The sequence below is a fragment of the Rathayibacter sp. AY1B5 genome, assembly GCF_002932795.1.
In the GTDB taxonomy this organism is placed as follows: Bacteria; Actinomycetota; Actinomycetes; order Actinomycetales; family Microbacteriaceae; genus Rathayibacter.
The window spans coordinates 1-24,043 of the sequence record NZ_PSWM01000024.1 but is presented as its reverse complement, the minus strand read 5'-3'; the positions used below and the strand labels follow the sequence as shown (position 1 = coordinate 24,043).

Here is a 24,043-nt window from a genome sequence, read left to right as displayed (position 1 = left end):
TCCACCGCACTGCGGGAGGGGGACTGGACTCCGGGGCGTTCCGTGCTTCCGGGGAACGGAGGAACGGACGGGATCCCCCGCCGCAGCAGGGGGTCCCGTCCGTTCCGGAGGTGCGCTCGCCGGGGCTCAGAGGCCGGCGACGAAGTCCTTCAGCCAGGGCTTCAGGTCCTTGCCGAGGTCGTCGCGGTCGGAGGCGAGCTGCACGATCGCCTTGATGTAGTCGAGCTTGTCGCCGGTGTCGTAGCGGCGGCCGCGGAACACGACGCCGTAGACGCCGCCGAACTCGGCCGGGTCCTGGGCCATGCGCTCCAGCGCGTCGGTCAGCTGGATCTCGCCGCCCTTGCCCGGAGCGGTGTGCTCGAGCACGCCGAACACGTCGGGCTTCAGCACGTAGCGGCCGATGATCGCGAGGTTCGAGGGGGCGTCCTCCTTGGAGGGCTTCTCGACCAGGCCGGTGATCCGCACCACGTCGTCCTCGTCGGTCGCCTCGACCGCGGCGCAGCCGTAGAGGTGGATCTGGTCGGGGTCGACCTCGAGCAGCGCGACCACCGTGGTGTCGCGGTTCTCGGCGACGTCGATCATGCGGGAGAGCAGCGGGTCGCGGGCGTCGATCAGGTCGTCGCCGAGGAGCACGGCGAAGGGCTCGTCGCCGACGTGGCGCTGCGCACGGGAGACCGCGTGGCCGAGGCCCTTCGGCTCGCCCTGGCGGACGAAGTGCACGTCGGCGAGGTCGCTGGCGTACTTGACGTGCTCGAGCTTCTTGTCGTCCTTCTTCTTGGACAGGTTCTGCTCGAGCTCGGGCACGGAGTCGAAGTGGTTGGCGAGCGCGTTCTTGTTGCGCCCGATGATCACGAGCACGTCCTGGAGGCCGGCGTCCGCCGCCTCCTCGACCACGTACTGGATCGCCGGCTTGTCGACGACCGGCAGCATCTCCTTGGGGATGGCCTTCGTCGCCGGCAGGAAGCGGGTGCCGAGACCTGCGGCGGGGATGACTGCTTTGCGGATTCGAGTGCCCATGGGGCGTCATCCTAGCGGCGGGGGAAGTCGCGGGAGTTTCGCGCCAGGACGGTCGTCGCACCGCATCTGACCCCGTTCCGGGGAGGCCGAGGACGAGGCTCCCTCAGGGTCCCCGCGGAAGGGTCCGCGAGAGCCCCGGTTCTAGACTGTGCGCATGCCAGCCGACATCACGCACGAGAAGCGGGCGCTGCGCGCCGAGCTGCGCGAGCGCCGCCGCACGCAGACCTCGACCGCTCGCGAGCAGGCCGCGGAGCAGATCACCGCCCACCTGATCGAGCTCGCCACCCGCGTGGGGGCCCGCTCCCTCGCGTGCTACCTCTCCGCTGCGGACGAGCCGAGCACCCGGCCGTTCCTGGGCTGGGCCGAGAGCCACGGCATCCGCGTCCTCTTCCCCATCTCGCGCCAGGACGGCCTGCTCGACTGGGCGGTCGGCGACGGACACACCGAGACCCAGGGCCTGTTCGGCATGCCCGAGCCGGTCGGGCAGTTGCTCGGCCCCATCGCGATCAACGACGTCGACCTCATCGTCGTCCCGGCCGCCACTGTCGACCGGCAGGGGATGCGGATGGGCTGGGGGCGCGGCTATTTCGACAAGACCCTCGGCTCGATGGAGAAGTGCCCGCCGGTCTACGCCGTCGTCTTCGACAGCGAGCTCGTCGACCGGGTGCCCAGCGAGGTCCACGACCAGGCCGTCGACGGAGTCGTCACTCCCTCCGGCATCGTCGACCTGCGCTACTGACCCCGTCCTCCTTCTTCCCCACCCGCCTCCGAGGAGCCCCCTGTGCCGACCTACTCCTACCGCTGCACGCAGTGCGGCAACGCCTTCGACATCCAGCAGAAGTTCACCGACGACACGCTCACCGAGTGCCCGAGCTGCCAGGGGGCGCTGCGCAAGGTGTTCAGCGCCGTCGGCGTGACCTTCAACGGCTCGGGCTTCTACCGCACCGACTCCCGCTCGGGCGGGAAGTCGGGCGACAGCGGCTCCTCCTCGGGATCCGGCTCGTCCGGCTCGTCCGACTCGTCGTCGAGCTCCTCGGGCTCGGGCGGCTCCTCCACCGGCTCGTCGGGGTCCTCCGGGTCCTCGGGCTCCTCGTCCAGCTCGGGCGGCTCCTCGTCCGGCTCGGGCTCCTCCGGCTCCGGATCGTCCTCCTCCTCGTCGTCCTCGGGGTCCTCCGGGTCCTCCGGGTCCTCGTCCTCGGGATCCTCCTCCGGGAGCTGACCGCCACCCACCGCCCACGGCAGAAACGGAACGATCATGATCAACGGCTTCAAGGAGTTCATCCTCCGCGGCAACGTCATCGACCTGGCTGTCGCCGTGGTCATCGGCGCCGCCTTCACGACCATCGTCAACGCGATCGTGACGGGGATCTTCAACCCGCTCATCGGCGTGATCTTCGACGCCTCCTCGCTCGAGAAGCTGGACTGGGTCATCCGCCCGGGAGAGAACGGCGAGGATCCGACCGTCATCGCCTACGGCTCCGTGATCTCGGCCCTGATCCAGTTCGTGATCGTGGCCTTCGTCCTCTACTTCGCGTTCGTCCTGCCGATCAACCACCTCAAGAACGCCGCCTTCGCCAAGAAGGCCGCCGACGCCCCCGCCGCGGAGGACAAGGCCCCCACCGAGCTCGAGCTCCTCGCCGACATCCGCGATCTGCTCGCCAACAACGGGACCGCCACCACCGCGAACTCCGGCAAGCACGTCGACTGAGTCGTTCTGTCTTCTTCCGCCGGAGGCGGAAGAAGACCGCGGTCGGCTTCCGAGACGGGAGCGTTCCGCAGAGCGTTGTGCGAACGGCGCGTTCGAAACGCTGGCACGCGTTTCGGACGACACCTGCACCTTCGGGAGGTCGCCGGTCGGAGCCTTCAGCGCTCCTGACGGTGATCGATCGGGCCTGGATCCACGCGTTCTTCGGACGTCGCCGGGCACCGGACGGGACGTGGTCCGTCACCGAGCACCTGACAGGACGCGGTCGGTCGCCGGGCTCCGAACGGGAAGCGGTCGTTCACCAGGAGCCGGGTTCGACGCGGGCGGTCGCCAGGCATCGGACGTGGCGTGGTCGGTCGCCGAGCACGAACGGGTTCCGGCGAGGTCCGGGATCGCTGACGGGACGGGCGCTGACGCGCAGACGGGCGACCGGACCGGCCGGCGTCAGTAGTGCGGGGGGACGTCCTGGCGCAGGCGCGCGTCGTTCGGGCCGGTGTCGGGGCGCGCGGGCGGTGCGGAGGGGTCGGCGACGGGAGCGTCGTGCGGGGACGGATCGGTGCCGGGCTTCGCGGGAAGCGTCGCCCGCCGGCCGCCGCGGGTGCGCCGCAACGGGCGGTCGGCACCCGCGGGGGCGTCGGGATCCGGCGCCACGATCAGTCGCGCGGCAGCGGCTCGACGGGCTGCGTCTCCCCCGACGCCGGAGCGGCGGCAGGAGCGGCAGAGGCGGCAGGAGCAGCAGGAGCGGCAGCAGCGGCAGGAGCGGCGGCAGCGGCAGGAGCGGCAGCCTCGCCGGCGGCAGGAGCAGCGGCCTGCTCCTCCCCCGCGGTCGCACCGATCAGCCCGGACACCCGCGCGGCCACGGCCTCGGGGTCGGCGAACAGCTCGAAGTTGTGCACCCGCAGGTAGTGCCAGCCCAGCCGGCGCAGCAGCTCCGGACGCAGGCGCAGCGACACGCGCAGGCTCTGCGTGCTCACGTCGCGGTCGGTCTCGACCACCACGGCGCGGGTCCCGTGCGCGGCGACGAGGGCGAGCTTCCCCTTGTGCCCGATGTTGACCCGGAGTCCGCGGCGCTCGAGGCGCGCGGCGAGATCCACCAGCATCGGCTCGGAGTAGTCGTCGCGGTCGCTCGGCTGGACGCGGTCCTCCGCCTCCTGCAGCACCTGCGCGAGCGCGACCATGCCGTAGCGCATGCGCGACTCGTCGATGTCGCCCGGGCGGAAGCACGAGACGATGTCCATCGACCGGCGGGCACGGGTCATCCCGACCGCCAGCAGGCGCTCTCCGCCCGGCTCCGCGAGGGCGCCGAAGTTCGACAGCAGGCGGCCGTGGGGCGTCCGGCCGTAGCCGATCGAGAAGATGACGCGGTCGCGGCTCTGCGCGACCGACTGCTCCAGCGTCACGACGGCGAAGGGCTCGGGCCGATCGCCGAGGATGAAGTCGCTGAGGTCGGTGCGCTTGGCGAAGGCCGTCAGCACCGCCTGCTGCACCCGCACGGCGTGCCGGGGGCTCGCGGTGATCACCATCAGCGACTCGCGCGGACGGATCACGGCGTGCTCGAGCACCAGCTCGACCACCTTCGCGACCTCGGCGTCGACGGACTCGACCGCCCCGGAGTCGTTCTCGGGCATGCCGTGCCCGCTCGCGATGTAGTGGAAGCGCAGCGAGTCGTGTCCGAGGAACGAGCCCGCCCAGGGCAGCGAGTCGATGCGGCCGCCGTAGAAGCGGCGGTTGACCAGCTCGGCCAGGTCCTCGCCGCCCGCGCGGTAGCTGCGGGTGAGCGTGACGGTGTTGAGCAGCTCGCCGAGGCGGGCGAGCGCCGACTGGGCGTGCAGCGCCTCCACGTCGGTCCGCGAGGCGGTGGAGCCGAACTCCGGCGTCTCGTCGACGCGCAGACCGAAGGGAGTAGGGGTCTGCGTGACCGGGTCGCCGAACGCGACGACCTGCTTGGCCCGGCGGATCGCTCCGACGTTCTCGGCCAGCGTGGTCGCGCCGGCGTCGACGAGGAACACCGCGTCGAAGGTCGTCTCGGTGCCGATGCGGTGCACCTCGTACGGCGAGGCGAGCCAGGCCGGAGCGAGCACGCGCGAGAGGTGCGGAGCGGCCTTCTGCAGCTCCTGAGGGGTCGTCGCCGCCTCGGTGCGCAGCAGCGAGCGGAGCGCGTCGCGCTCCTGCGGCCAGTCGACGAGCCCGATCTTCCAGGTCTCGGAGAGCTTCCAGGCCAGCAGCTCGGCGCTCGAGGCGGCGTGCGCCTCGTCGACGAGCTTGAAGTCGGCCTCGAGCCGGTCGAGCACGCTCGTGTTGCCGCCGAGGAGCGCGCGCTCGTCGGTCAGCATGATCTCGAGCGCCGAGCGCCACCAGGCCAGGTCCAGCTCGCCCGCGACCAGCTCGGCCGGAACGTGGCGGCGCGAGAGGTCGGTGAGGAGCGGGTCCAGGCCCCAGTCGCGCAGGGTGGCCAGGAGCGTCGTCCGCTCCTGGAGGTTGGCGAGCACCTCGCTGTCCTCGGCGAGGCCGGACACCATCGAGGCCAGCTCCGCGAGCGGGAGCGAGGCGAGCTGCAGGTTCGTCCCGCGGCGGCCGAGCGGCTCGTCGAGGCGGCTCAGCTGGTCGGTCACCTGCTGGTAGGCCACCTGCACGTCGGCGACGCCGACCGGGACCTCGGGGATCGTGCCGGCGACCGCGTAGCGCTGCCACAGCGTCCGCTGCTGCTGCACCCGGCGGAGCGCCGCGTTGAGGTCGGTGACGTGCGCGCCGGGCCGCAGGTACTCGCGGGCGAGCTTCTTCAGGCGCCGGCGGTTGGTGGACGACATCTCGGCGGCCTCGCGGCGGGGCGAGGTGGCGACGATGAGGTCCTGGATCGAGCGGTCGAAGACGGCCGGCTGGAACTTGTCCAGCGTCTCGCGGACGTCCTGCAGCAGGCGCAGGTAGATGCCGAGCTCGGCGACCGACTCGAACGGGCGCATCCGCGTCTGGCCGATGACGTCCTGGGCGCGGTCGAGCAGGCGCGGCAGATCGCGCAGGTGCAGGCGCTTGGCCAGCTCGTGGGCGATCTCGGCGTCGGCGGTGGAGTCGAACTGCGCGCCGTACCAGGGCGAGTCGCCCGGGCCGTAGCGGAACTCGCCCAGGCGCGCCGACTCGATCAGCATCCGGGTCGCCTCGGGGCGGCTGTGCGCGAGAGCGGTGACGGAGCGGCGGTCGAGGCGGGCGGCGGTCGACGGAGGCGTCCGCAGCTGCGAGAGGCGGGCGAGCTCCTCGAGCGCCTGCAGCGCCGAGACGCCGAAGCTCTCGTCGCGGCGGGAGAGAGCGCCGCGGTAGTCGAGCAGCACCTTCCGCAGCCGGAGCAGTGCGTCGTCGATCTCGCTGACGGAGGGGCGCGCGGCCTTCTCGTTGCGGCCGATCGACTGGATGAGGTCGCGGCGGAGCGTGCGGGGCCCGACCGCGATGCCGCCCAGGCCCGCCGAGAGCAGGCGCTGGTGGATGCTGTCGAGGCTCGACCGGCGGGCGCTGACGACCAGCACGCGCTTGTGCTGGGCGGCCAGCGCGCCGATCGCGTTGACGATGGTCTGGGTGCCGCCCGTGCCGGGGAGGGTCTTCACGACGAGCGAGTTGCCGGCCGCGATGTTCGCGATCACCTGCTCCTGCTCGGCGTCGGCGTCGAGCAGGAGGTTGTCGGTCGCCGGAGGACGCTCGTCCTGCGGGATGATCGACGCCACCTTCTGCGACTGCTGCAGCGCCCGCTTGGCGGCCGGGTTCCCGGCGACGGCGTCGAGGACGGGGTGCTCGAGCATCCGGGCGTCGCGGAGCATGTCGCCCGCCACGTCGGCGAAGCTCGAGACCACGAGGCGCGGGTGCACGGCGAACCACGGCAGGTGCGAGGTCAGGCCGCGCAGCTGGTCGATGACCGGCTGCGGCTTGAAGACGCCGTTCTGCACGGCCAGCTCGACGAACTGCTCGGGGTCGATCGTGATGCCGAACTGCTGCTTGAGGGCGCGCGCGAGCTGCGGGTTGAAGTAGGGCTGGCCCTTGAGCTTGAGCTCGAAGTCGCGGCCGTAGCGGCGGATGGCGAGCGGGCGCAGGAGCACGGGAGCGGTGAACTCCGTGTCGCCGGCGCGCCACTGGGCGAGGCCGATGGCGAGGTGGACGCCCTCGATGCCGCGGACCGACCGCAGCTCGATCCCCTTGTCGGTGATCGCACCCGCGGCGTTCTTCGCGGTGCGCAGGGCGAGCTCGTCGCGGATGAGCGAGGAGAGGAGGGTGGTCTTGCCCGAGATGAACGGGGGCAGCCCGCCGGGGTGCGTGGTCGAGAGCTCGATGCGCGTCCGGGGCGAGTCCACGAAGTGGAGCAGGGGCGACGGACCGCCGACCTTGGCGAGCTCGTCGCGCCACGACTGCCAGACCGGATCGGCCACGTTGCCGCCCTGGTAACCGGCCTCGCCGCTCGTCACCTGCACGGGAGAGGTCGCCGTCGGGGAGAGCCGATGCGCGGACGCCTCCCCCTGGTCACCGGATTCGGGTGAGGTCTCCACCGGTCCGGCTCCTGGGAAATCGTCGACTCGTTGCACACGGACACCCTAAACCGGGCACCTCCGAAAGGCCGTAGCGACGCGGGTCGGCGGCACGGTGCCTCCATCCGGCTCACCGGGCCGGGGCCTCGGACGCACGCGGAGCGCCGGGTCGGATCCGCGAGCGGAGCCGCCCTGTCGGGTTGGGCGGGGCTCAGGAGGGCCAGACGGCCAGGGGCGGCGCCGTCTCGACCCGGCGCTCGTCGCCGACCACGCGGATCCGGCTGCCCACGCGGTCGTGACCGCCGGCGACGGCGAGCGCGATCATCACCAGCTGCGCGTGGTCGCGGGTGAGGTGGCCGAAGGCGCTGCGCAGGTCGACGGGGCGGCCGGTGGCGAGCGACACCGCGATGCGCGCGACAGCCTCCTCGGAGAGGTCGAGGAGGCACGCGCGGTCGGCGAGGACGGCGAAGTCGATCCGGGGAGCCGCTGCCGTGTCCTCCCCGACCATCCACGGGTGCTCCGGGCGGAGGCAGCCGGCACGCGCGAGGAGCTGCTCGGCGGCCTCGAGGCCGGGCCCGCCGAGGACGGGGATCACGAGGCGGCCCGCTCGGCGCGGCGCCCGGAGGCGCGGACCGCGACGGACACGACGGCCGTGAGGAGGCAGGCGACGCCGGCGATCAGCGGCGCGAGCCAGCCGAGGACGCTCACCTCGTCGACGTCCGCGCCGAAGTACTGCCAGTGCGCGATGGCGTAGACGAAGAGCGAGAAGAAGCAGAGCGCGACGCCCGTGAGCGCCGAGACCAGGTCGGCGGGCCGGACGAGCGGCTCGCGCTCGGACGCCTCCGCGATCGGCTCGGCTGCGGGCTCGGGGAGTGCGGCGGCGGGGACCTGCGGGAGGGTCGCGGTGGCGGGGTGCTGCGTCATGTCTCCGAGGGAACCAGTCGCGAGACGTCCTCGGCATCAACCGCTGGCATGACGTCGCGAGCCGAGCGGATGGTGGCGCGCCGGCCGGAGGTCGCGGTCGCCGCAGCGCTCAGGCCGGTCGGCGTCCGAGCGAGGACTGGAACCGCAGCAGGTATCCGTCGGGGTCGGCCACGACCAGCTGGCGCACGCCCGCCTCCTCCGCTCCGACCCGGTACCAGCGGGTCTCGAGCGGCGAGAACAGCGGCACTCCGGCTCCGGCGAGTGCTGCGGCAATCTCGTCGGCGTCGTCGACGTGCAGCTGGAGGTTCATCCCGCGGCCCAGCGGCCGCTCCAGCGGCGCCGCGACCCAGTTGCGGCCGCGCCCCGCCTCCTCGAACATCACGTGGGCGGAGCCGAGGACCAGGTACGCGAAGCCCTCCTCCGGCCGGGCGTAGTCGATCCGGAAGCCGCAGGGGCCGCACCAGAACTCCAGGCTCCGCTCGAGATCGGCGACCAGCAGCTCGGGGACGAGGTCGGGATCGGTCATCCGCGCGGCTCAGGCCTCCGCGCCCTCGGGACGCGTGGTGCGGCCCGGGAGCAGGAGCAAGCCGGAGACGCCCACGACGATCAGCAGGATCGCCGCGACCGTGACGAAGGAGGCCAGCGCCAGCACGGGCATGATGATCGTCAGCACGCCGGCGATGACCGAGGCGATGCCGGCCGCGATCGGCAGCCACGCAGGGCCGGCGACGGAGCGGCCGCTGGTGATGCTCGAGACGCCGTCGAGGATCCAGCCCGCGCCGATCACGAGGCCCAGGACGCTCAGCGACTCGAAGGGGTTCGACAGGCACAGGATGCCCGCGACCAGGATCAGGGCGCCGAGCAGGCCCGCGAGCCAGCGCACCCGGGCGTCGAGCCGCGAGGCGGTGAAGGCCAGCAGCAGGCGGAAGACGCCCGCGGCGATCAGGTGGATGCCGAAGACGATGGCGACGGTCAGCAGCGTCGGACCGGGGATCAGGACGGCGATGACGCCGAGCACGATCGCGATCAGCGAGACGGCGATGATCCACCAACGCTCGACGGAGGTGCGGGACATCGTGGGCGCGGCGGTCTCGGACATGGCGTTCCTTCGCGTCGGGGAGTGCGGACCCCTCGAACGTTAGGGCACCGGGGCGTGGTGGCGCGGGGCCTTGCGCCCGCCCGCCCGCGGGCCCAGGTCAGTGGCGCGATCCGGTGCGCGCCGCGGCACGGTGCCGCCGCACGCTGCGCACCACGAGCGCGAGCAGCAGCACGCCGAACGCGCTGTAGATGATCGCGTCGAGCACGCCCGCGTACTGGTCGACGAGCTCGTACTGCGTGCCGAGGGCCGCGCCGAGGCCGATCAGCAGGCCGTTCCAGACGCCGGAGCCGAGGATCGTCAGTCCCGAGAACAGCAGGAGGTTCATCCGCTCGGCCCCCGCGGGGAGCGAGATGAGGCTGCGCACGCCCGGGATGAGGCGCCCGAAGAGGACCGCCCAGGTGCCGTGCCGGCGGAACCAGCCGACCGCCTTCTCGAAGTCCTCGCGATCGACCAGCGGGAGCTTGGAGAGCAGGCGGATCGAGCGCTCCGTGCCGATGCGGTGGCCGAGCGCGTAGAGGATCAGGCCGCCGAGGTAGGCGCCGAGAGTCGCCGTGATCACGACGAGTACCAGGTTCATCCGGCCCTGCTGGGCGAGGAAGCCGGCCAGCGGCAGCACGAGCTCGCTCGGGATCGGCGGGAACACCGTCTCGATCAGCGTCAGCAGACCGACGCCCGCCTCTCCGAGCGCGGCGATCACCCGCGCGGCGACGCCGACGAGCCCGGAGAGCTCATCGATGCTGTCGGAGGAGGAGGCGGTCGCCACGGAGGCGGGGGCGAGGGCGAGGGTCGCGATCGTCATGACTGAGAAGCTACTCAGTCCGTCGAGCGCGCACCTGGGAATCCGGCGGCGCGCTCAGGGGCGGCCGGTGAGCACGACCGTGTCGGAGTCCTGCAGCCGCACCTCGACCGAGGCGATCTCGGACAGCGGCAGCCCGGTGGCGAGACTGGGCTCCATCGTCGTGCCCGGTGCACTGGTCCACGAACCGACGGCCTCGGTGCCGCCCGAGGTGTCCGTGACGTAGAGGACGTATCCGGCCGAGCCCGCGTACTGCTCGGCCGTGTCGGCCCAGCTGCAGTCCATGTCGATCCGCGTACCCCACTGCTGCGGGACGAACCGCACGGAGGCCTCGACGGGGACGCCCGGAGCGGCGGCGAGCGAGACCGTCGAGCCGACGGTCTCGACGGGGGCGAGCGACGGGCCGATCGCGAGCGGCAGGGCGGCGGCGGCGGCGGCCGAGACGCCCGCGGCGGCGAGCACCAGGCCCGCGATGCGCAGCCGGGTGCGGCGGCGGACGGAGTCGGTGGCAGCGGCGAGGCGCGTCAGCAGTGCCGCCGGAGCCGGGTCGCCCGCCGCCTCCGGCTCCTCGACCAGGCGCATCGCCTCGTCCTGGGGCAGGTGGGCCAGCAGGCCCGGCAGCGGGACGAACTCGGCGAGGGCCTCGCGGCAGCCGGGGCAGGCGCGCAGGTGCAGCTCGTACTCGCGGCGGTCGGCGGCGGTGAGGGATCCGAGGAGGTACGCGGCGTCCCAGTCGCGGAAGGGGTCGTCGTGCCGGTCGTCCGAGGAGGGGTCGTGGCTCACAGCTCCGTCACCCCCCGCTCCTGCAGCGCGAGCTTGAGGGCCCGCATCCCGTAGTGCATCCGCGACTTGACGGTGCCCGGGGCGATCCCCAGCAGCGCGGCGATCTCGGTGACCGTGCGGCCGCCGTAGTAGGCGTGCACGATGACGGCGCGGTGGTCGTGGCTCAGTCCGCTGAGCGCGTCCGAGAGCAGCCAGGCGTCGAGCACCTGGTCGGTGCGGTCGGCGGTGGGGCGCTCGGGGACCTCGTCCGTTCCGAGCTCCCGGGCGTAGCGGGCGCTGCGGCGGTCGTCGATGACGAGGTTCCGGGCCACGGTGTAGAGCCAGGAGCGGGCGGCGCCCTCGCCCTGGGCGAGGATCTCGGGGTGCTTCCAGGCGCGCAGCAGCGCCTCCTGCACGACGTCCTCCGCCATCTGGCGGTCGCCGGTCAGGCGCAGCACGAACCGCCAGAGCGCGCTGGCGTGCTCGTCGTGCAGCGCACGCAGCATCTGGGCCTGATCCTCGGACATCTCCACCTCTTCCTGCACCAACGTAACGGGGGCCCGATCGGTTCAGCCGGTTCGCGCGAGCGGCCGCTCTCTGGTACTCCGGAGTCGATGACCTTCCCCGATGCCGACGACGCCGCCCGCGTGCGCTCCTTCCTCCGCGACAACCGCTCGCGGATGCTCGACGACGTCCGGCACCTCGTGATGATCGAGAGCCCCAGCGACTCCCTCGAGGCGCTCGGCGAGCTGCACGCGTTCCTGGTGCACTGGGTGGGCGAGCGGCTCGGACACGACGCCGACGTGCAGCACCAGCGGGCGCAGGACGCGCCGACCGCGACCAGCTGGACCGTCCCGGCGAGCGGCGGCGCGAGACCGCACCGGGGCACGCGTCCGTTCGTGGCGCTGCTCGGCCACTACGACACGGTGTGGCCCCTGGGCACGACCCGCTCCTGGCCCTTCGCCGTCGACGGCGACCGCCTGAGCGGGCCGGGCAGCTACGACATGAAGGCCGGGCTGGTGCAGATGGTGTGGCTGGTGGCCGCGCTCCGCCACGCCGGCGTTGCGCATCCGGCCGTCCGCCTGGTGATGAGCGGGGACGAGGAGATCGGCAGCGCCGCCTCCCGCCCGTTCCTGGAGCGGCAGTGCACGGGCGCCGACGCGGTCCTGGTGTTCGAGGGCGCGATCGGAGACGCGGTCAAGACGGCGCGCAAGGGCATCGGGCGCTTCGTGATCGACGTGGTCGGCGTCGAGGCGCACGCCGGGGTCGAGCCGGAGAAGGGGGCGAGCGCGATCCACGAGCTCGGCTCGCTGATCCCGCGGGTGCTGGCGATCGCGCGGGAGGAGGAGGGCACCTCGGTCAACATCGGAGTGGTCTCCGGCGGCTCGCGGGTCAATGTGACGACGGCCCGCGTGCGCCTGGAGCTGGAGGCGCGGATCCGCGGGTCGGCCGAGGCCGCCCGCGTCGAGGCCGAGCTCGACGCGCTCGCCGCCGCCGACCCGCGCATCCGGCTGGAGGTGCGCGGCTCCTGGGAGCGCCCCGTCTTCGAGCGGACAGCCTCCGTCGCCGCGCTCTACCGCAGAGCCGAGCGGGTCGCGAAGCGGATCGACGTCCCTCTCCGCGAGATCGCGGTCGGCGGAGCGAGCGACGGCAACCTCGTCGCCGCGCTGGGCCTGCCGGTCCTCGACGGGCTCGGAGCCCCGGGCGAGGGGGCGCACGCACGCAGCGAGGCGATCGGCATCGAGGGCATGCTGGAGCGGACGGCGCTCGCCGCGCTGCTGGTCGCCAGCTTCGGCGACGAGCACTGACCGGCTGCAGAGGAAGGACGAGCGGATGACCCTGTACGAGTCGCGCCCCGTGGGTGTCGTGATCGAGGCTCCGGCAGCGGAGGTGTACGCCTTCGTCTCCGACCCGGCGAACCTCCCGCGGTGGGCCGCGGGCCTCGCCTCCTCCGCGCTCGAGCAGGTCGACGGACGCTGGTTCGCCGACTCGCCGATGGGACGGGTCGAGGTGCGCTTCGCCCCGCAGAACCCGTTCGGCGTCGCGGACCACGAGGTCACCCTCCCCGACGGGACGGTGGTGGACAATCCGCTCCGGGTGCTCGTGAACGGGAACGGCGCCGAGGTGGCCTTCACCGTGCGGCGGCGCCCCGGGATGAGCCTGGACGACTGGGACGAGGACTGCGCGCGGGTGGCGGACGACCTCGAATCGCTCCGGCTGCTGTTCGAGCGCGGGGCGCTGTAGGTTCGTCACAGCTCCGGCGCAGGGCCGGCACCCGTGAGAACGAGGACGCGATGACCTCCCCCGATCGTCCGAGCACCCGCCCCGCCGGCGGCATCGAGCTCAACGGCCTCGACACGATCCAGGAGTCGGAGCGGCACGGCCGCCCGCGCGACCTGTTCTGGCCGTGGTTCGCCGCGAACGTGTCCGTGCTGGGGCTGAGCTACGGCTCCTTCCTCCTCGGCTTCGGCCTCTCCTTCGGGCAGGCGACGCTCGTCAGCGTGATCGGGATCGTCGTCTCGTTCCTCTTCTGCGGCCTGGTCGCCGTCGCCGGCAAGCGCGGCTCCGCCCCCACCATGGTGCTCAGCCGGGCGGCCTTCGGAGTCGACGGCAACCGCCTGATCTCGGTGATCTCCTGGCTTCTCACGGTGGGCTGGGAGACGGTGCTGGCCTCCCTCGCGGTGCTCGCGACCGCGACGGTGTTCGAGGAGTTCGGCTGGGACGGGGGCGTGCTCACCAAGGTGGTCGCGCTGATCGTGGTCGCCGCGCTCATCGTCATCGCCGGCATCGCCGGCTTCCGCCTGATCATGCGGCTCCAGCTCGCGATCACCGTCGCCACCGCCGTGCTGACCGTGGTCTACGTGGTGCTCGTCCTCGACCGGATCGACCTCGCGGCCGTCGGCGCCCTGCCCGCGGGCTCGGCCGCCGCGGTCATCGGCGGGCTCGTGTTCATGATGACCGGCTTCGGGCTCGGCTGGGTGAACGCCGCGGCCGACTACTCCCGCTACCTCCCCCGCGGCGCCCGCACGAGCGGAGTGATCGCCTGGACGACGATCGGCGGCGCGGTCGCCCCCGTCGTGCTGGTCGTCGTCGGCCTGTTGCTGGCCGGCTCCTCGCAGGAGCTGTCGGACGCGATCGCCGCGGACCCGATCGGAGCGCTCGCCGGGATCCTGCCGACCTGGTTCCTGCTCCCCTTCATCGTCGTCGCGCTGCTCGGCCTGATCGGCGGGGCCGTGATGGACATCTACTCCTCGGGACTGGCGCTGCTCAGCACGGGGCTCAGGGTCTCCCGGCCGGTGGCCGCCGGGATCGACGGCGTGCTGATGGTCCTCGGAGCGGTCTACGTCGTGTTCGTCGCGGGCGACTTCCTCGGCCCGTTCCAGGGCTTCCTGATCACCCTCGGCGTGCCGATCGCGGCCTGGCTCGGCGTGTTCCTCGCCGACCTCCTCCTCCGTCGCCGCGACTACGACCAGGAGGCTCTCTACGACTCCCGCGGCCGCTACGGCAGCGTCTCGGCGGTCCCCGTGGCGCTCGTGCTGATCGGCGCGGTCGTCGGCTGGGGTCTGGTGGTCAACTACTCCCCCGGGTTCGAGTGGGAGGGCTACCTCCTCGGCCCGCTCGGCGGACGCGACGGCGACTGGGCCGGCGCGAACCTCGGCGTCCTCGTGGCGCTCGTGATCGGCTTCGCGGGAACACTCGCGCTCTCGCGCGGGACCGTCCGCCGTCAGGAGGCCTCGGCGTGAGCCTGCTCGTCGCGATCGACCTGCAGCACGTCTTCGCCGATGCGGAGTCGCCGTGGGGGTCCGGCGGGTTCGAGCGCGCGGCCGAGGGGACCCGCCGGCTCCTCCCGGCGTTCGGCGCGCGGGTCGTGACCACCCGCTTCGTCGCCCCGGAGCGGCCCGCGGGCGCGTGGATCCCCTACTACCGCGAGTGGCCGTTCGCGCTCGTCCCCGCGAGCGACCGGCTCTACGCGCTCGTGGACGGGTTCGAGGGCCACCGCACGATCACCGCGACGACCTTCGGCAAGTGGGGGCCCGAGCTCGAGGCGGAACTGGACGACTCCCGCGAGCTCGTGCTCACCGGCGTCTCGACCGACTGCTGCGTGCTCTCGACCGCGCTGGCGGCAGCGGACGCCGGAGTCCGGGTCAGGGTCGCCGCGGACGCCTGCGCCGGTGCCTCCGAGGCCGACCACCACCGCGCGCTCGACGCGATGGCCCTGTACGCGCCGCTGATCGAGATCACGACCGTGGACGCGGTGCTGGCGGACCTCCGCGACCGAGTCTGAGACCGCGGGCGGGACGCGAGCCTCCTCCGCCGGTCGTCCCCGCGCGTCGCGGGGCGACCCCGTCACCCGGCATGATGTCGGCATGTCCTTCACCGACGAGCGCGTCAGCCCGGCTTCCCGAACCCTGGTCATCGGCGAGGCGCTGATCGACATCGTCGAGCGCGACGGCAGCGCCACGGAGCACGTCGGCGGCTCCCCGGCCAACGTCGCCCTCACGCTCGCCCGCCTCGGGCGGCCCGCGACCCTCGTCACCGACATCGCCGACGACGAGCGCGGCCGCCGCATCCGCGCCCACCTCGAGGCTTCCGGAGTGGAGGTCCAGCACGGCGGCGCGGAGCGCACCAGCACCGCTCGGGCGGTCCTCGCCGCAGACGGATCCGCCCGCTACGTCTTCGACCTCTCCTGGAACCCGCCCGCCGCGGACCCGGAGGGCGCCTCCCACGTCCACACCGGCTCGATCGCGATCTTCCTCGAGCCGGGCGGATCCGCCGTGCTCGAGCTCCTCGAGGCGCTGCCCGCCGGAGTGACGGCGAGCGTCGACGCGAACATCCGCCCGGCGCTGGTCGGCGCTCATGCCGAGGCGCTCGGGCGCTTCGAGCGGATCGCCGCCGCGTGCGAGGTCGTGAAGCTCAGCGACGAGGACGCGGAGTGGCTCTACCCGACCATGCAGCTCGACGAGGTCCTCAGCCGACTGCTCTCCCTCGGGTCGCAGCTCGCGGTCGTCACGCGCGGCGCGGAGGGACTGCTGCTGGCCTCCGCCGTCACGCGGGTGACCGTGCCCGCCGCGCGGATCGTGGTGGCCGACACGATCGGCGCCGGCGACTCCGCGATGGGCGCGATCCTCGACGAGGCGCTCCGCCAGGGCCTCGGCGCGGCGAACGGGATGCTGCTCGACGGCCCCGCCCTGCACGCGATCGGCCGCCACGCCGCACACGTCGCCGGCATCACGACCTCCCGCTCCGGCGCGAACCCGCCCACCCGCGACGAGCTCTGAGGACCGGGGGCGGACTTTCTGCAGGACGCCCCTGGTGCTCGCGTCGGGACGCGGAGATACTGGGCGCACCTCGACGGAAAGGCGTGCCGTGCCCACTTCACTGAGCCCCTACATCGGCTTCGACGGCTCCGCTCAGGAGGCGATGGAGTTCTACCGGGACGTGCTCGGCGGCGAGCTCAGCTCCAGCCGTTTCGGCGACTTCGGGATGAGCGCGGATCCGGCCGACCAGGACCGGATCATGCACGCCCAGCTCGTCACGCCGAGCGGCATGATCCTGATGGGCTCCGACTCCCCCTCCGCGGGCCCGGCCGAGAGCGGCGCCCGCATCACGATCGCGCTCTTCGGCGACGACGACGCCGAGCTGAGCGGCTACTGGGACGGCCTGGCCGAGGGCGGCACGGTCCTCGAGCCGCTGGTCGCCTCGCCCTGGGGCGACCGCTTCGGGATGCTGGTCGACCGCTACGGCGTCGGCTGGATGGTGAACATCGCCGCTCCGCCGGCCTGACGCTCCTCCCCAGCCCGGGATCGGGGCACGCCTCCCCCGGGTGCGTCCACCCGTCCCGCCGGCCGCCGCGGCAGGCGCACAATGGAGAGGCCGCTCCCGCTCCGGGGGCCGTCCCCTCTCTCACGAAGGCTGCAGATGACGATCACGCTCGGGTACAAGGCTTCGGCGGAGCAGTTCGGCGCCCGGGAGCTCGTCGAGCTCGCGGTCGGCGCCGAGCGGCACGGCTTCGAGACCGCGGTCGTCTCGGACCACTTCCAGCCGTGGCGGCACACGGGCGGGCACGCGCCGTTCTCCCTCGCCTGGCTCGCCGCGGCCGGTGAGCGCACCTCCACCATCACCCTCGGCACCTCCGTGATGACCCCGCACTACCGCTACAACCCGGCCGTCATCGCCCAGGCCTTCGGCACGCTCGGCGTGCTCTACCCCGAGCGGATCATGCTCGGCGTCGGCACCGGCGAGGCGCTGAACGAGGTCGCCACCGGCTACCAGGGCGCGGGCGAGCAGACCTGGCCCGACTTCAAGGAGCGCTTCGCCCGGCTCCGCGAGGCCGTGCGGCTGATGCGCGCGCTCTGGGCCGGCGACCGCGTCACGTTCGACGGCGAGTACTACTCCACGCACGAGGCGTCGATCTACGACAAGCCCGAGAGCGGCGTGCCGGTCTACATCGCGGCGGGCGGCCCCGTCGTCGCCAAGTACGCCGGCCGGGCCGGCGACGGCTTCATCTGCACGTCGGGCAAGGGCATGGAGCTCTACACCGAGAAGCTGCTCCCCGCCGTCGAGGAGGGCGCCGCCGCGGCCGATCGCGACTCCTCGACCATCGACCGCATGATCGAGATCAAGCTCTCCTACGACCCCGATCCGGCGCTCGCCCTCGAGAACACGCGCTTCTGGGCGCCGCTCTCGCTGTCGCCGGAGCAGAAGCACTCGCTGACCGATCCGGTCGACATGGAGCGCGCAGCCGACGAGCTGCCGATCGAGCAGGTCGCGAAGCGCTGGATCGTCGGCTCCGACCCCGAGGAGACGGTCGCGCAGATCAAGCCCTACGTCGACGCGGGCTTCACCCACCTGGTCTTCCACGCCCCGGGCGACGACCAGCAGCGCTTCTTCGACGCCTTCGAGCGCGACCTCGCGCCGCGGCTGCGCGCGCTCTGACCTCCCGCCTCCGCCACGACCCCCTTCGGAAGGGCCGCTCCCGCATGACCACGGCCACCCTGCTCGCCCGGCTCGACCGCGGCGAGGCGCTGACGCGCGAGAGCGCCGAAGCGCTCCTCGGCGCCCGCGACGACGACCTCGACCTGCTGCTGGAGGCCGCCGGGCGCCTGCGCGACGACGGACTCGCCCGCCGCGGACGGCCCGGCGTCGTCACCTACTCGCGGAAGGTCTTCGTCCCGCTGACCAAGCTCTGCCGCGACCGGTGCCACTACTGCGTCTTCGTGGAGACGCCCGGCGGACTCGCGGCCAAGCGCGAATCGACCTTCATGGAGCCGGAGGAGATCCTCGAGGTCGCTCGGGCCGGTGCCGCGCTCGGCTGCAAGGAGGCCCTCTTCACGCTCGGCGACCGCCCGGAGGACCGGTGGCCGGTCGCCCGCGCCTGGCTCGCCGAGCACGGCTACGCCTCGACGCTGGAGTACGTGCGCGCGATGGCCGTCCTGGTGATGAGCGAGACGGGCATGGTCACGCACCTGAACCCCGGCGTGATGTCGTGGGCCGAGCTGCAGCGGCTCCGCCCGGTCGCGCCCTCGATGGGCATGATGCTCGAGACGACCGCCGAGCGCCTCTGGTCCGAGAAGGGCGGCGTGCACTACGGCTCGCCGGACAAGGACCCGGCGCTGCGCCTGCGCGTGCTCGAGGACGCGGGCCGCAGCCGCATCCCCTTCACCACGGGTGTGCTGCTGGGCATCGGCGAGAACGCCGCCGAGCGGGCGGACGCCCTCTTCGCGATCCGCGAGTCCCACGAGCGCTGGGGCCACGTGCAGGAGTGCATCGTCCAGAACTTCCGCGCGAAGCCGCGGACGGCCATGCAGAACGAGGTCGATCTCGAGCTTCAGGAGTACGTGGCCAACGTCGCGGTCGCGCGCCTCGTGCTCGGCGCCGACGCGACGATCCAGGCACCGCCGAACCTCACCGACGAGCAGGAGCTCGGGCTGCTGCTGCGCGCCGGGGTCGACGACTGGGGCGGCGTCAGCCCGCTCACGGCCGATCACGTGAATCCGGAGCGCCCCTGGCCGAACATCGACGACCTCGCGCGGCTCACCGAGGCCGCCGGCTACCGGCTGCATGAGCGGCTGACCGCGCACCCGCAGTACCTCCGCGACTCGGCCACCTGGATCGATCCGCGCGTCGCTCCCTACGTCGAGGCGCTCGCCGACCGCGGGACCTGGCTCGCCGACGAGGCGGCACCGGTCCTCCCCCGGCCCTACCGCGACTCGCTCGACGCCCTGCCCCGACCGGTCGCGCCCGCCCTCGGCGCCGTGCTCGCCCGGGCTGAGGCGGACCCCGCCGGTCTCGAGGACGCCGACTACCTCGCCCTGCTCGCAGCCGACGGCGACGACCTCGACGCCCTCTCCGCTCTGGCGGACGACCTGCGGCACGACGCCGCCGGCGACGAGGTCTCGGTCGTCGTCAACCGCAACATCGACACGTCCCTCTGGGGAGCGGGCGGGCTCACCGTCGAGCGGCTGGAGGAGCTCGCCGACGAGGCGGTCGCGCTCGGCGCCACCGAGCTCTGCCTCCAGGGCGCGATCCGACCGGAGCACCCGGGCGACGATCTGCTGCTGATCGTCCGCACGCTGAAGCAGCGGCAGCCCGCGCTGCACCTGCACGCCTACCGGCCCGGCGAGATCCTCGAGGTCGCCCGCCGCACCGGCCGCACCCTGCCCGCGATGCTCGACGCCCTCCGCGAGGCCGGCGTGGACTCCGTTCCGGGGACCGCCGCCCGCATCCTCGACGACGACGTCCGCGCCGTCCTGAGCGAGGGGACGGACCCGACGGTGGCCGAGTGGCGGGAGGCGATCACGGCCGCGCACCGCAGCGGCCTCCGCTCCACCTCGACCATGGTCTACGGACACGTCGAGACCCCCGAGCAGCAGCTCGCGCACCTGCGCACGCTCGCGGCGATCCAGGACGAGACGGGCGGCTTCACCGAGTTCATCGCGATGCCCTTCGTCCCGGCGGAGGCGCCTCCCGCCGTGGTGCGCGCGAGCCGGGGCGGTCCGACCCTCCGCGAGACCCGTGCCGTGCACGCCGTCGCACGCCTCGTCCTCCACGGCCGGATCGCCCACGTGCAGACCGCCTGGACCAAGCTGGGACTGCACGCGGCGCAGGTCCTCCTCCGCGGCGGGGCGGACGACCTCGGCGGCCTGCTGCTCGACGGCGCCCTCCGCCCCGAGGCGGGAGCAGAGGCCTACCGCTCGCTCGACATCGCGACCGTCGCCCGGCTGAGCGGCGAGATCGGCCGCGGCTGGCGCCAGCGCACCACGACCTACGGCGTGGTCGCACCGGAGCGGGCGCTGCGGGTGGAGCCCGTCGCAGAGGCGACTCCGCAGCGGATGCGCCTCCCGGTCCGCGGGACCCGCCGGGCGTCATGACCCGCTCGGAGTACCTGCGGCGTCAGGCGGAGCTGGTCCGTGAGGAGCGGATCGAGTCGGACGGCGCCGCCGTGAGGCTGCTGACCGCGGGTGCCGAGAGCCCGCGCACCGTGCTGCTGCTGACCGGCGTCGGCCGGGGCGCGCGGAGCGACACCGGGCTGCTGATGCCGATGCTGGCGCGGCGCCACCGCGTCGCCGCGCTCGAGCTCGCCGACCTCGGTGACCCGTGGCTGGACGGCCCCGCCGCGGTGCGCGCCTCCCTGGACGCGCTCGGCGCCGAGGAGGCCGTCCTGATCGGCCACTCTCTCGGAGCCGCTGTGGCCCTCGCCGCGGGCGACCGGCGGGTGAGCGCCCTCGCCCTCGTGGCCGGATGGCTGCGCCCGACGGAGCGCCTCCTCCGCACGGCGCGCCTCTGGCCGATGCTGCCGCCCGACGCGCAGGAGGAGGCCGCTCGGCTCCTCGCCGTCCGCTCGGCCACCGCCTCCGCCCCGTGGAGCGCCGACGCCGCCGGGATGCTCGCCGCCTCCGCTCGGGCAGACGCCTCCGCGGCCGCCTCGGACTGCCGCGTGCCCGCCCTCGTGGTCGGCTGCTCCGCCGATGCCGTCGTCGGCGTCGAGGGTGCCGAGGCCCTGCTCGGCGCGATCGACGACGCCCGCTACGCCGTCCTCGACTGCGGTCACGCCGTGCTCGCCGAGCGCCCCGCCGAGCTCCTCGCCGTCCTCGAGCACTTCCTCGCCGACCCGCGCCGCGACCCGGCGGGCAGCGTCCTGGCGAGGACGACGGTCTGATGGACGTCGACGTCGTCGTGATCGGCGCCGGGTTCGCCGGCCTCGGAGCCGCGGTCCGCCTGGAGCGGCGTGACGGCACCTCGTTCATCGTGCTGGAGCGCGCCGAGCGGATCGGCGGCACCTGGCGGGACAACGTCTACCCGGGCGTCTCCTGCGACATCCCCTCGCACCTCTACTCCTACTCCTTCGCCCCCGAGGCCGACTGGTCGGCGTTCTACGCCCCCGGGGCCGAGATCCAGGCCTACCTCGAGCGCGTCGTCGAGAAGGAGGGCCTCGCGCCCCGGCTCCGGCTGGGGACCGAGGTGCTCGAGGCGGTCTTCGACGAGGAGGCGCACCGCTGGCGGGTGCGCACCTCCCGGGGCGACTACTCCGCCGGCGTCCTCCTCGTCTGCGCGGGGCGCCTCTCCGAGCCCCGCCTCCCGGCCGTCCCGGGCCTGGAAGCGTTCACGGGTCCCGCCTTCCACTCCGCCCGCTGGCGGGACGACGTCGACCTCGACGGGAAGCGCGTGGGCATCGTCGGCTCGGGCGCCTCGGCCGTGCAGATCGTGCCGCACCTCGCCGAGCGCGCCGCCGAGGTGGTGCTCTTCCAGCGCTCGGCCCCGTACGTCGTCCCCCGCCGGAACCGCCCGTACCCGCCGGAGGAGCGCCGAGCCCTCTCCCGCGCGCCCGGGGCCCTCACGAGGCTCCGCGAGGAGCTGTTCTGGCGCGCCGAGCTCGGCTTCGCCGGCCGCGTCGCCGTTCCCGAGGCCATCGACCGGCTGCGGGCTGAGGCGCTCGGCCACCTCGAGGAGCAGATCCCCGATCCCGCGCTCCGCGCCGTGCTGACTCCGGACTACGAGATCGGCTGCAAGCGCGTGCTCCTCTCGGACGACTACTACCCCGCCCTCGCCCAGCCGCACGTCCGCGTCGTCCCCGGTCCGCTCCGGCGCGTCGAGGCGGATGCCGCGCTCGGGGACGACGGCGTCCCGCACGGGGTCGACGTGCTCGTCTTCGCGACCGGCTTCCACTCCACACGGCCGCCCTTCGCCCGGCGCATCCGCGGCCGCGGCGGCGTCCTCCTCGCCGACCGCTGGTCCGACGGCATGGCGGCGTACGAGTCGACCGCGGTCCACGGGTTCCCGAGCCTCTTCGTCGTCAACGGCCCCAACGCGAGCCTCGGCCACAACTCGGCGGTGCACATGATCGAGACGCAGATCGACTACGTGCTCGCCGCGCTCGACCACCTCGCGGTCTCCGGCGCCGACCGGCTCGAGGTCACCGCCGAGGCCGAGGCCGCCTCCGTCGCACGCCTCGACGCCCTCAGCGCCGACACCGTCTGGACCAACGGCGGCTGCGAGAGCTGGTACCTGGACGACAACCGGCGACTCACGCTGCTCTGGCCCGACTTCGCCTTCGCCTTCCGCGAGGAGCTCGGCCGGTTCGACCCCTCGGCCTACACGACCTGACCGCGGCTCGCTATCGTGACCGCATGACCGACCGCGTGCTCGCTCCCGAACCGCCCGCAGACGGCGCGAAGCCGAAGGGACCGGCCTCGTACTTCCCGAGCATCGAGAAGACCTACGGCCGTCCCGTCCAGGACTGGCTCGACCTCGCCGACGAGCGTCTGCGCTCCGAGCCGCACATGCAGGTCGTCACCTGGCTCAAGACCGAACACGGCCTGGGTCACGGCCACGCGAACGCGATCGTCGCCTACGTCCGCACCGCCCGCGCCTGACCGCCTCGCCCGTCGTCCGCACAGGCTAGGCCCGGCCGCCTCCCCGGGCCACCCGTCGTCGGCGCCCGCGCCGTCCGGGGATAATCGGGGCATGCGCGAAGACGACGATGTCGATCTGGTGATCGACGCGTGGGCCGGGGCCCTGCCCGACCTCGATTTCGCGCCTCTGGACGTCGTCTCCCGCCTCCGCCGCCTCAGTCCACGTGTGCAGGAAGTGCGGCGGCAGTCCTTCGCCGTCAGCGATCTCGCCCCGTGGGAGTTCGAGCTCCTCTCGCTGCTGCGGCAGCGCGGGGAGGCCGGGATGACGCCCTCGGCCCTCGCCACGCACCTCGCGCTGTCCAGCGGCAACCTGGCCAGCCGCGTCGACCGCCTCGGCGCCCGCGGGCTCGTGGTCCGCGAGCAGAACGCCGCGGACTCGCGCAGCAAGATCGTCTCGCTCACCCCGCGGGGCACGAAGCGGGTCGACGAGGCGATGCGCAACCTCGTCGCCGCCGAGGGCGAGGTGCTCGCCGACCTGGACGCCGCGCAGGTGTCGGTCCTCATCGAGTGCCTGCGGCGGATCAGCGACACCCTCGACCGGCTGCAGTGACCCGCTACGCCCGACGAGCCTGAGAGGTCAAGCCCGTTCGGAGAGACCGGCACCGGACGTAGCGTGAAGCGTGCACGGTCGAGGCGTCAGCCACCCGTGCGGATGATCGCGAAAGCGGAGAGCACCATGACACAGATTTCTTCTATCCAACCCGCGCGATGGAGCCGGAACGGAGTCAGGATCGTCGTCGTTCCCGGGGCGGAGCTGCCCCGGTTCCGACTCGAGATCGACGCCCGACTGACCACCGCGCCCTCCCTCGTCCCCACCGGGCCCTTCTCGACCGTCGAGGAGGCCGAGCGGGCCGCCGAGGTCGCCGCCGGCCTGCTGGGGGCGAAGATCCCCGCCTGAGCGCGCCCGTCGAGACGGCTCCGATCAGCTCGCGAGCTCCGCGAGCGATCCGGTCGGGACCGCGATCCACCCCTCGGCATCCGCCGCCTCCTGCAGTTCGGGGGGCACCGGCAGAGTCGCGCCCAGCGCGTGGGCGCGAGCGTTGAGAGCCGCGACGACGGCGTCGAACGCATCGTCCGAGCGGCGCATCAGTGCGAGCGCGGGCGCGGGGACGTCGAGCCACGGCGCTGCGCGGAGCAGCGACTCCACGGCGAGCGCCACGGCCTCCGGTCGTGTCTTGTACCCCGTGGTGTCGACTCCCCAGAGCCGCAGCGCCGCCGCCGGATACGCCTCGACGAGCCGTCCGCGTCCGGAGCGGTCGACGTCCTCCCCGCTCGCGGCGAAGGCGTCCAGCAGCTCCGCGCAGCGCATGGCCGTCATCCCGAGCC

General features: G+C 73.3%; 27 protein-coding genes and 1 pseudogene. 16 read left to right on the top strand and 12 right to left on the bottom strand.

All coding sequences use genetic code 11. The annotated features are described in order from the left end of the window. Positions 1-126: 126 nt before the first annotated feature. Positions 127-1,017, bottom strand: a complete 891-nt coding sequence (gene galU, locus C5D44_RS13905; protein ID WP_104275381.1) for a UTP--glucose-1-phosphate uridylyltransferase GalU — start codon at positions 1,015-1,017, stop codon at positions 127-129. Positions 1,018-1,171: 154 nt separating this feature from the next. On the opposite strand from galU, the gene C5D44_RS13900 reads away from it, so the two are divergent. Both C5D44_RS13900 and C5D44_RS18665 read left to right on the top strand, forming a co-directional pair. Beyond that, positions 1,172-1,756, top strand: coding sequence for a 5-formyltetrahydrofolate cyclo-ligase (locus tag C5D44_RS13900; RefSeq protein WP_104282010.1), 585 nt, complete (start codon positions 1,172-1,174; stop codon positions 1,754-1,756). Positions 1,757-1,798: 42 nt separating this feature from the next. Beyond that, positions 1,799-1,939, top strand: a pseudogene (locus C5D44_RS18665) (FmdB family zinc ribbon protein); the annotation flags it as partial. A gap of 14 nt (positions 1,940-1,953) precedes the next feature. Here C5D44_RS18665 and C5D44_RS18660 read toward each other — a convergent pair. Further along, a complete protein-coding gene (locus C5D44_RS18660) occupies positions 1,954-2,274 on the bottom strand; it encodes a hypothetical protein (RefSeq protein ID WP_308470811.1) in 321 nt (106 codons plus the stop codon). On the opposite strand from C5D44_RS18660, the gene mscL reads away from it, so the two are divergent. Next, entirely contained in the window at positions 2,273-2,725 is a 453-nt protein-coding gene (gene mscL, locus C5D44_RS13890; RefSeq protein WP_181118516.1) for a large conductance mechanosensitive channel protein MscL, read from the top strand. The genes C5D44_RS18660 and mscL overlap by 2 nt on opposite strands. A 441-nt stretch (positions 2,726-3,166) precedes the next feature. On the opposite strand, the gene C5D44_RS18135 is transcribed toward mscL, so the two are convergent. The 9 genes from C5D44_RS18135 to C5D44_RS13845 all read right to left on the bottom strand — a co-directional run bounded on the left by C5D44_RS18135 (position 3,167) and on the right by C5D44_RS13845 (position 11,332). Beyond that, positions 3,167-3,373: a hypothetical protein gene (locus C5D44_RS18135; protein ID WP_104232858.1), complete on the bottom strand. Its 207-nt coding sequence runs from the start codon at positions 3,371-3,373 to the stop codon at positions 3,167-3,169. 2 nt (positions 3,374-3,375) lie between these two features. Next, positions 3,376-7,245, bottom strand: a complete 3,870-nt coding sequence (locus C5D44_RS13880; RefSeq protein WP_374954079.1) for a DEAD/DEAH box helicase — start codon at positions 7,243-7,245, stop codon at positions 3,376-3,378. A gap of 190 nt (positions 7,246-7,435) precedes the next feature. Further along, positions 7,436-7,819: a hypothetical protein gene (locus C5D44_RS13875; protein ID WP_104275384.1), complete on the bottom strand. Its 384-nt coding sequence runs from the start codon at positions 7,817-7,819 to the stop codon at positions 7,436-7,438. Beyond that, positions 7,816-8,148 (bottom strand): hypothetical protein, encoded by a 333-nt coding sequence (locus tag C5D44_RS13870; protein WP_104275385.1) that lies wholly within the window; start codon positions 8,146-8,148, stop codon positions 7,816-7,818. The genes C5D44_RS13875 and C5D44_RS13870 overlap by 4 nt, the downstream gene beginning before the upstream one ends. A 109-nt stretch (positions 8,149-8,257) precedes the next feature. Then, positions 8,258-8,674, bottom strand: a complete 417-nt coding sequence (locus C5D44_RS13865; RefSeq protein WP_104282008.1) for a VOC family protein — start codon at positions 8,672-8,674, stop codon at positions 8,258-8,260. Between the two features lie 9 nt (positions 8,675-8,683). After that, on the bottom strand, positions 8,684-9,247 hold the full coding sequence (locus tag C5D44_RS13860; RefSeq protein WP_104275387.1) for an HdeD family acid-resistance protein: 564 nt from the start codon (positions 9,245-9,247) through the stop codon (positions 8,684-8,686). 97 nt (positions 9,248-9,344) lie between these two features. Next, positions 9,345-10,046: a DedA family protein gene (locus tag C5D44_RS13855; RefSeq protein ID WP_104275388.1), complete on the bottom strand. Its 702-nt coding sequence runs from the start codon at positions 10,044-10,046 to the stop codon at positions 9,345-9,347. Between the two features lie 54 nt (positions 10,047-10,100). Beyond that, positions 10,101-10,826 (bottom strand): anti-sigma factor, encoded by a 726-nt coding sequence (locus tag C5D44_RS13850; RefSeq protein ID WP_104282007.1) that lies wholly within the window; start codon positions 10,824-10,826, stop codon positions 10,101-10,103. Further along, on the bottom strand, positions 10,823-11,332 hold the full coding sequence (locus C5D44_RS13845; protein WP_104282006.1) for a sigma-70 family RNA polymerase sigma factor: 510 nt from the start codon (positions 11,330-11,332) through the stop codon (positions 10,823-10,825). Before C5D44_RS13845 ends, C5D44_RS13850 begins: the two co-directional genes overlap by 4 nt. Before the next feature lie 87 nt (positions 11,333-11,419). On the opposite strand from C5D44_RS13845, the gene C5D44_RS13840 reads away from it, so the two are divergent. From C5D44_RS13840 to C5D44_RS13780, 13 genes are all read left to right on the top strand, one after another. Further along, positions 11,420-12,613, top strand: a complete 1,194-nt coding sequence (locus tag C5D44_RS13840; protein ID WP_104275391.1) for a M20/M25/M40 family metallo-hydrolase — start codon at positions 11,420-11,422, stop codon at positions 12,611-12,613. Positions 12,614-12,638: 25 nt separating this feature from the next. Next, entirely contained in the window at positions 12,639-13,049 is a 411-nt protein-coding gene (locus tag C5D44_RS13835) for an SRPBCC family protein (protein WP_104225068.1), read from the top strand. A 50-nt stretch (positions 13,050-13,099) separates the two neighbouring features. Continuing rightward, positions 13,100-14,548: a cytosine permease gene (locus C5D44_RS13830; protein ID WP_104275392.1), complete on the top strand. Its 1,449-nt coding sequence runs from the start codon at positions 13,100-13,102 to the stop codon at positions 14,546-14,548. Beyond that, positions 14,545-15,090 carry a cysteine hydrolase family protein gene (locus C5D44_RS13825; RefSeq protein WP_104282005.1) on the top strand — a complete coding sequence of 182 codons (546 nt, stop codon included), beginning with the start codon at positions 14,545-14,547 and terminating at the stop codon, positions 15,088-15,090. The genes C5D44_RS13830 and C5D44_RS13825 overlap by 4 nt, the downstream gene beginning before the upstream one ends. An 82-nt stretch (positions 15,091-15,172) precedes the next feature. Then, entirely contained in the window at positions 15,173-16,084 is a 912-nt protein-coding gene (locus C5D44_RS13820) for a carbohydrate kinase (RefSeq protein WP_104282004.1), read from the top strand. Between the two features lie 88 nt (positions 16,085-16,172). Further along, complete coding sequence (locus tag C5D44_RS13815; RefSeq protein WP_104282003.1) at positions 16,173-16,589, top strand: VOC family protein; 417 nt, start codon at positions 16,173-16,175, stop codon at positions 16,587-16,589. A gap of 135 nt (positions 16,590-16,724) precedes the next feature. Next, complete coding sequence (gene fgd, locus C5D44_RS13810) at positions 16,725-17,741, top strand: glucose-6-phosphate dehydrogenase (coenzyme-F420) (RefSeq protein WP_181067747.1); 1,017 nt, start codon at positions 16,725-16,727, stop codon at positions 17,739-17,741. A 44-nt stretch (positions 17,742-17,785) separates the two neighbouring features. Further along, positions 17,786-20,176 carry a 7,8-didemethyl-8-hydroxy-5-deazariboflavin synthase CofG gene (cofG, locus tag C5D44_RS13805; protein WP_104282002.1) on the top strand — a complete coding sequence of 797 codons (2,391 nt, stop codon included), beginning with the start codon at positions 17,786-17,788 and terminating at the stop codon, positions 20,174-20,176. Then, on the top strand, positions 20,173-20,964 hold the full coding sequence (locus C5D44_RS13800) for an alpha/beta fold hydrolase (protein ID WP_104282001.1): 792 nt from the start codon (positions 20,173-20,175) through the stop codon (positions 20,962-20,964). The genes cofG and C5D44_RS13800 overlap by 4 nt, the downstream gene beginning before the upstream one ends. Then, positions 20,964-22,409, top strand: a complete 1,446-nt coding sequence (locus tag C5D44_RS13795) for an NAD(P)/FAD-dependent oxidoreductase (RefSeq protein WP_104282000.1) — start codon at positions 20,964-20,966, stop codon at positions 22,407-22,409. The genes C5D44_RS13800 and C5D44_RS13795 overlap by 1 nt, the downstream gene beginning before the upstream one ends. 23 nt (positions 22,410-22,432) lie before the next feature. Next, positions 22,433-22,678, top strand: coding sequence for a DUF4287 domain-containing protein (locus tag C5D44_RS13790; protein ID WP_104281999.1), 246 nt, complete (start codon positions 22,433-22,435; stop codon positions 22,676-22,678). Positions 22,679-22,769: 91 nt separating this feature from the next. Beyond that, a complete protein-coding gene (locus C5D44_RS13785) occupies positions 22,770-23,267 on the top strand; it encodes a MarR family winged helix-turn-helix transcriptional regulator (protein ID WP_104275400.1) in 498 nt (165 codons plus the stop codon). A gap of 126 nt (positions 23,268-23,393) precedes the next feature. Beyond that, positions 23,394-23,615 carry a hypothetical protein gene (locus tag C5D44_RS13780; RefSeq protein WP_146076606.1) on the top strand — a complete coding sequence of 74 codons (222 nt, stop codon included), beginning with the start codon at positions 23,394-23,396 and terminating at the stop codon, positions 23,613-23,615. Positions 23,616-23,639: 24 nt separating this feature from the next. Here the strand turns inward: C5D44_RS13780 and C5D44_RS13775 are convergent. Next, positions 23,640-24,043, bottom strand: a 404-nt coding sequence (locus C5D44_RS13775; protein WP_146088060.1) for a DUF429 domain-containing protein, incomplete at its 5' end; no start/stop codon positions are given.

Coding starts and splice junctions, on each gene's coding strand:
- C5D44_RS13870 (WP_104275385.1), bottom strand. CDS start 8,148: ATGACGCAGCACCCCGCCACCGCGACCCTCCCGCAGGTCCCCGCCGCC.
- C5D44_RS13795 (WP_104282000.1), top strand. CDS start 20,964: ATGGACGTCGACGTCGTCGTGATCGGCGCCGGGTTCGCCGGCCTCGGA.
- C5D44_RS13855 (WP_104275388.1), bottom strand. CDS start 10,046: ATGACGATCGCGACCCTCGCCCTCGCCCCCGCCTCCGTGGCGACCGCC.
- mscL (WP_181118516.1), top strand. CDS start 2,273: ATGATCAACGGCTTCAAGGAGTTCATCCTCCGCGGCAACGTCATCGAC.
- C5D44_RS13865 (WP_104282008.1), bottom strand. CDS start 8,674: ATGACCGATCCCGACCTCGTCCCCGAGCTGCTGGTCGCCGATCTCGAG.
- C5D44_RS13835 (WP_104225068.1), top strand. CDS start 12,639: ATGACCCTGTACGAGTCGCGCCCCGTGGGTGTCGTGATCGAGGCTCCG.
- C5D44_RS13860 (WP_104275387.1), bottom strand. CDS start 9,247: ATGTCCGAGACCGCCGCGCCCACGATGTCCCGCACCTCCGTCGAGCGT.
- C5D44_RS13800 (WP_104282001.1), top strand. CDS start 20,173: ATGACCCGCTCGGAGTACCTGCGGCGTCAGGCGGAGCTGGTCCGTGAG.
- C5D44_RS13830 (WP_104275392.1), top strand. CDS start 13,100: ATGACCTCCCCCGATCGTCCGAGCACCCGCCCCGCCGGCGGCATCGAG.
- C5D44_RS13820 (WP_104282004.1), top strand. CDS start 15,173: ATGTCCTTCACCGACGAGCGCGTCAGCCCGGCTTCCCGAACCCTGGTC.
- C5D44_RS13790 (WP_104281999.1), top strand. CDS start 22,433: ATGACCGACCGCGTGCTCGCTCCCGAACCGCCCGCAGACGGCGCGAAG.
- C5D44_RS13785 (WP_104275400.1), top strand. CDS start 22,770: ATGCGCGAAGACGACGATGTCGATCTGGTGATCGACGCGTGGGCCGGG.
- C5D44_RS13845 (WP_104282006.1), bottom strand. CDS start 11,332: ATGTCCGAGGATCAGGCCCAGATGCTGCGTGCGCTGCACGACGAGCAC.
- galU (WP_104275381.1), bottom strand. CDS start 1,017: ATGGGCACTCGAATCCGCAAAGCAGTCATCCCCGCCGCAGGTCTCGGC.
- C5D44_RS18660 (WP_308470811.1), bottom strand. CDS start 2,274: ATGATCGTTCCGTTTCTGCCGTGGGCGGTGGGTGGCGGTCAGCTCCCG.
- C5D44_RS13900 (WP_104282010.1), top strand. CDS start 1,172: ATGCCAGCCGACATCACGCACGAGAAGCGGGCGCTGCGCGCCGAGCTG.
- cofG (WP_104282002.1), top strand. CDS start 17,786: ATGACCACGGCCACCCTGCTCGCCCGGCTCGACCGCGGCGAGGCGCTG.
- fgd (WP_181067747.1), top strand. CDS start 16,725: ATGACGATCACGCTCGGGTACAAGGCTTCGGCGGAGCAGTTCGGCGCC.
- C5D44_RS13780 (WP_146076606.1), top strand. CDS start 23,394: ATGACACAGATTTCTTCTATCCAACCCGCGCGATGGAGCCGGAACGGA.
- C5D44_RS13840 (WP_104275391.1), top strand. CDS start 11,420: ATGACCTTCCCCGATGCCGACGACGCCGCCCGCGTGCGCTCCTTCCTC.